The sequence below is a fragment of the Terriglobales bacterium genome, from assembly GCA_035624475.1.
GTDB lineage: Bacteria > Acidobacteriota > Terriglobia > Terriglobales > Acidobacteriaceae > DASPRL01.
Genome location: DASPRL010000391.1, coordinates 1 through 4,658, shown reverse-complemented (window position 1 = coordinate 4,658; position 4,658 = coordinate 1). Strand labels below are relative to the sequence as shown.

Here is a 4,658-nt window from a genome sequence, read left to right as displayed (position 1 = left end):
CCGGAGGCGGAGTACCAGCGCCTGCAGGCCGCGTGGGGATTGCCGGCGCGCTAGCCGATTCAGGCCGGCGGGTACAGCTCCGCCAGCAGCGCGTAGGCGCGCCTGAGGTGGGGGATGACGATGCTGCCGCCCACCACCAGGGCCACGTTCAGCGACTCTTCCTGCTCGCCGCGGCTGGCCCCCAGCCGATAGGCCTGGATGATGTGGTAGTGGATGCAGTCGTCGCAGCGCAGCCCTGCCGAGACCACCAGCCCCATCAGTTCTTTGATCTTCGCAGGCAGCGCCCCGCCCTCCAGGTAGGTGTTGTGGTCGAGGTTGTAGTAGCGCTTGACCAGGAAATTGTCGGCGGCGGTGACGTGCGCGTTGAGCTTGCGACGCGTCTCCAGGAACTGCCGCGCCAGCGCGCTCTTGGCCGCGACTTCCTCTTCGCTGAAGGTGTACCGGGGCTCCTGCCGTTCCGGGCTCATGGGCGCAAGGGTATCAGAAAGCGCGAGGCCGCCGACATCCCTGCGGCTCAGCCGGCAGGGGCGAAACACGCCGGGTAGCGCCGCGCCCACGTCTTCTTCTCGCGGTAGGAGTGGGCCAGTTCCATGTAGATGCCCAGGTCGCGGTCCAGGTCCGATTGCGTCCCGTCGAAATAAAAGTTGCGGATGGGGATGCCGCCGTAGTCCCGGCTGAGCCGCGGGTAGATGCTCTCGCTCACGATCCCGTTCATGCAGGTGAAGGGGCTGATGTCGATGATGCCGTCGGCGCCGTGCTTGGCCAGGTAGGCGGCCTTGCCCACGCTCAGCACCATCTCGCCCAGCACCCCCGAGGCCGGCAGGTAGGGCCAGGCCAGCTCCAGGATCTCGCGGATGTCGTGCGGCTCTTCGTAGCCGGCGAAGTCGTCGCGGAAGGGGGCCAGCAGGGCGTGCTCATCGGCGCGCTGGATGCGCTTGCGCAGGTGCGCTCCCGCCATGGCCAGCGACAGCCGCCGCCCCCGCAGCCGCAGCTTGCGCATCTGGTCCTCGTTGGCGTAGCCGATCCACTCCGCGATGTCGCTCAGCCAGGCCTCGGCGCCGTAGCCTTCGAGCTTCCGGATCAGGTCGTCGTTGGAGAAATTGTTCAGCCGGCAGAAGATCTCGCCCACCACGCCGATGAGGGGCAGGTTGCGGTCGTACTGCGCGGGGACGCGGCGGAAGCGGTCACGCGCCCGCGCCATCGAATTCACCAGCGCGTGCAACTGGCAGGCGTGGTCCGCGCAACTGTGTTCGATGGTGCGGCAGAGGTCGTCGAGGCTCTCGCGGAAGGCGCGGTCGGCGGCGCCGGGCTGGGTCTCGTAGGGGCGGGTCTTGAGCAGGGCCTTGCGCAGGATGTCGGCGGTCACCAGCGCCCGCCAGGCGATGCGGGTGAAGGCGGTGGCCACGCTGCCCAGGTCGCCGTACCCGTTCTCGCTGGTGGGCGCCAGCACCTTCACCTCGCCGTAGCCGGCCTCGCGCAGGATCTTCTCCAGGAAGGGCGCGTACTGCCCGAAGCGGCAGGGCCCGCTGGCCGTGGCCATGAAGAAGACGGCGCGCTTGGGATCGAAGCCCGGCTGCTCCAGGATCCTGATGAAGTCCCCCACCGTCACTTTGGCGGGATAGCACTCATCGCCGCTGGTGAACTTGCCGCCCAGTTCGCGGGTGCGCTCGTCGGAGGGCGGGGTGGGATGCGCTTCGATGCCCAGCCAGCGGAAGGCGGCGGCGAAGGCCTCCACGCTGCCCTCCGCCATGGCGGGGATGTAGAGGACCTTGCCCGCCAGGGGATGGCCGGGGGCGAGCGCGCGTCTCACATGGCGATGTCGGCCGAGCATCGCAGGAATCCTTTCGAATCGAGATAGGCCTCGCAGCGGGTGATGAAGCCGGCGTCGTTCGAGTGTCCGTCGAACTGCAGCACCAGCGAGGGCTTGCCGGCGGCGTCGTGCAGGAACGACTTGATGTAGGAGTCGGGCCCGCACTTGAAGTTCGAGATGTAGACGAGGTGCAGGTGAGGATGGCGGCGTGCGATCTGTCCCGCCGCCAGGATGCGCCGCCCCGAGTTCCAGTACATGTTGGCGTTCACCGAGGAGATGTCTTCCTCGTCCACCGGCAGGAAATCCAGCGGCACCACGTTCACCCCGTAGAGGGCGCGCAGCTTGCGCGGGATGTCGCAGTTGAGGCTGCGGTCGTACATGTTGTAGGCGCGCCCGATGAGGATGATGGCGGGCTCGCCGCTCTCCTCCAGCCGGGCCAGCGCCTGCGCGCCCGCCTGCAGTTGCGCGTCCACGAAGGCCTGCTGGGCGGCGTAGGCGGCCTGCACGGCACGATCATTCTGCGGGCGCGCGATGCCCAGAGCGCGCCGCGCGAACTCTCCCAGCTCCTTCTGCACGTGCTTGCGCCCGAGCTGGAAGTGGACGGTGGGGCTCAGGAAGCGTCCCCGCGCCGCCTCCTCCAGTTGTGGCACCGAGCGCACCACGAAGGGCAGCGTCTGGTTCCAGGGACACAAGTGCGACTCGCCCGTGGCCGGGCTCTCGGCGTTGACCACGTTGGGCAGGAGCAGGAAGTCCAGCTTGCGCTCCAGCAGCGTCTGCACGTGCCCGTGCGCCACCTTCACCGGGAAGCAGGGCTGGGCGATGGCCAATTCGTCGCCCAGCGCCGAGATCCTGCCGTCGGTGGGCTGCGAGACCACGACGTCGAAGCCCAGCTCCTGCAGCCAGGCGCACCAGAAGGGGAACTGGTCGAAGTAGAACATGGCCCGGGGGACGCCCACGGTGGGCCCGCCCACCGGCGCGCGCAGGTTCTCTTCCAGCAGCTTGTCGCGGTAGTCGAACAGGTCTTCGAGAACGGGCTGGCGGTCGGTGCGCGCCCGCTTGCGGAACTTGTCCGAGCACTTGTCGCCCCAGTAGCTCTTCTGCCCCTCGATGACGAATTCCTTCATGTCGCAGTAGTTGGAGCAGGCGTGGCAGACGAAGTCGCGGCTGGTGAAGTCCACCTTCATCAGGTCGTAGCCGCGGAAGCGGCTCTTCTCGCCGGTCTGCCGCCGGCGCTCGCGCGCGATCAGCGCCATGCCGATAGCCCCGATCACCCCGTTGTGCGGGGGCACGATGATCTTCTTCCCCAGGATCTGCGAGAAGGCCGCCGCCACCGCGTCGTTGTAGGCGGTGCCGCCCTGGAAGTAGATGACCTTGCCGATGCGCCGCCCGCGCACCACCCGGTTCAGGTAGTTGAGCGCCACCGAATAGGCCAGGCCGGCGCACAGGTCGCCCACCTCCGCTCCCTTGTGCATCATGCCGGTGACGTCGCGCTCCATGAAGACGGTGCAGCGCTCGCCCAGCCGCGCCGGGCTCGGAGAGGCCAGGGCCAGCCGCGCGAACTCTTCCTTGATGGAGATGCCCAGCTTCTCCGCCTGCTCCTCCAGGAAGGAGCCGGTGCCGGCGGCGCAGGCCTCGTTCATGGTGAAGTCCACCACCACCCCGTCCTCGATGCGGATGAACTTGGAGTCCTGGCCGCCGATCTCGAAGATGGTGTCCACCAGGTCCATGCCCAGGCGGCGGCAGACGTGCATGGCGCCGGTCTTGTGGGCGGTGATCTCGTCGTTGACGGTGTCGGCGCCCACCAGCTCCCCGATCAATTCGCGCCCCGAGCCGGTGGTGCCCACCGCGTGGATGTCCAACCGTCCGGCGAGTTCCGCCTCGATCTCCTTCAGCCCGGCGTTCACCACCTCGATGGGCCGCCCCTGCGTGCGCAGGTAGATCTCCTTGAGCAGGTTGCCCTCGGCGTCGAGCACGACCAGGTTGGTGGAAACGGAGCCGATGTCGATGCCCAGGTAAGCTTCGACTTTCTGTCCCGGCGGCGGCAGCGGCGGATCCTGCACCCGGTGGCGCAGCAATTCCACGTTCTCCATGGAGAGCGGGTCGCTGCCCGCGAAGCTCTGCTTGTCGGCGTGCTGGTGCAGTTGGTGGATGCGCTTGAAGGAGCGCTTGCGGCTCTCTTCGGTCTCGAACATGGCCGCGCCCAGCGCGCCCAGCCAGGCGTGCAATTCGGGCACCAGGAACTGCTCGTCCTTGAGCTTGAAGGCGTCGCGCAGGGCGTTGCGCACCCCCTGGTTCAGCGCCACCGCTCCGATGAAGGCCACCGGCGGCGTGACCTCCCGCCCCTTCACGATGGCCGACTTGAAGTTGCGCGCCACCGCGTCGCACAGCCCGCGCAGGATCTGGTCGGTGGAGTAGCCCTTCTGCTGGGCGTGGATCATGTCGCTCTTGGCGAAGACCGAGCAGCGTCCCGCCACCCGCGCCGCGCAGGAAGCCGCGCACGCCGCCGCGCCCACCTCCTCGACGTTGTAGAGCAGGCGCGAGGCCTGCTGATCGATGAAGGACCCGGTGCCGGCGGCGCAGTCGCCGCTCGTCGAGTAATCCACGATCCCCAGGTACTTGGAGCGGGCGCCGGGCTCCAGGCGCAGGTACTTGGAGGCCTCGCCGCCCATCTCGAAGACCGTCCGCACCTGGGGATAGAAGACGCGCGTGGACTTGGCGATGGCGCGGAACTCGTTCTCGAAGTAGATACCCAGGATCTTGGCGATGAGCTGGCTGCCCGAGCCGGTCACCCGGATGCCCTCCACGTTGGGCTCGGGCACGTGCTCGTAGAATTCCTTGAGCAGATCGA

General features: G+C 67.9%; 3 protein-coding genes. All 3 read right to left on the bottom strand.

Going from position 1 to position 4,658, the window contains the following annotated elements; all coding sequences use genetic code 11:
- Positions 1-59: 59 nt before the first annotated feature.
- A complete protein-coding gene (locus VEG08_15220) occupies positions 60-467 on the bottom strand; it encodes a carboxymuconolactone decarboxylase family protein (GenBank protein ID HXZ29344.1) in 408 nt (135 codons plus the stop codon).
- A 47-nt stretch (positions 468-514) separates the two neighbouring features.
- The gene (locus tag VEG08_15215) at positions 515-1,810 is read right to left on the bottom strand and encodes a hypothetical protein (GenBank protein HXZ29343.1); all 1,296 of its coding nucleotides are present in this window, start codon (positions 1,808-1,810) and stop codon (positions 515-517) included.
- Positions 1,807-4,658, bottom strand: a 2,852-nt coding sequence (locus VEG08_15210; GenBank protein HXZ29342.1) for an acyl-CoA dehydratase activase, incomplete at its 5' end; no start/stop codon positions are given. The genes VEG08_15215 and VEG08_15210, both read right to left, overlap by 4 nt.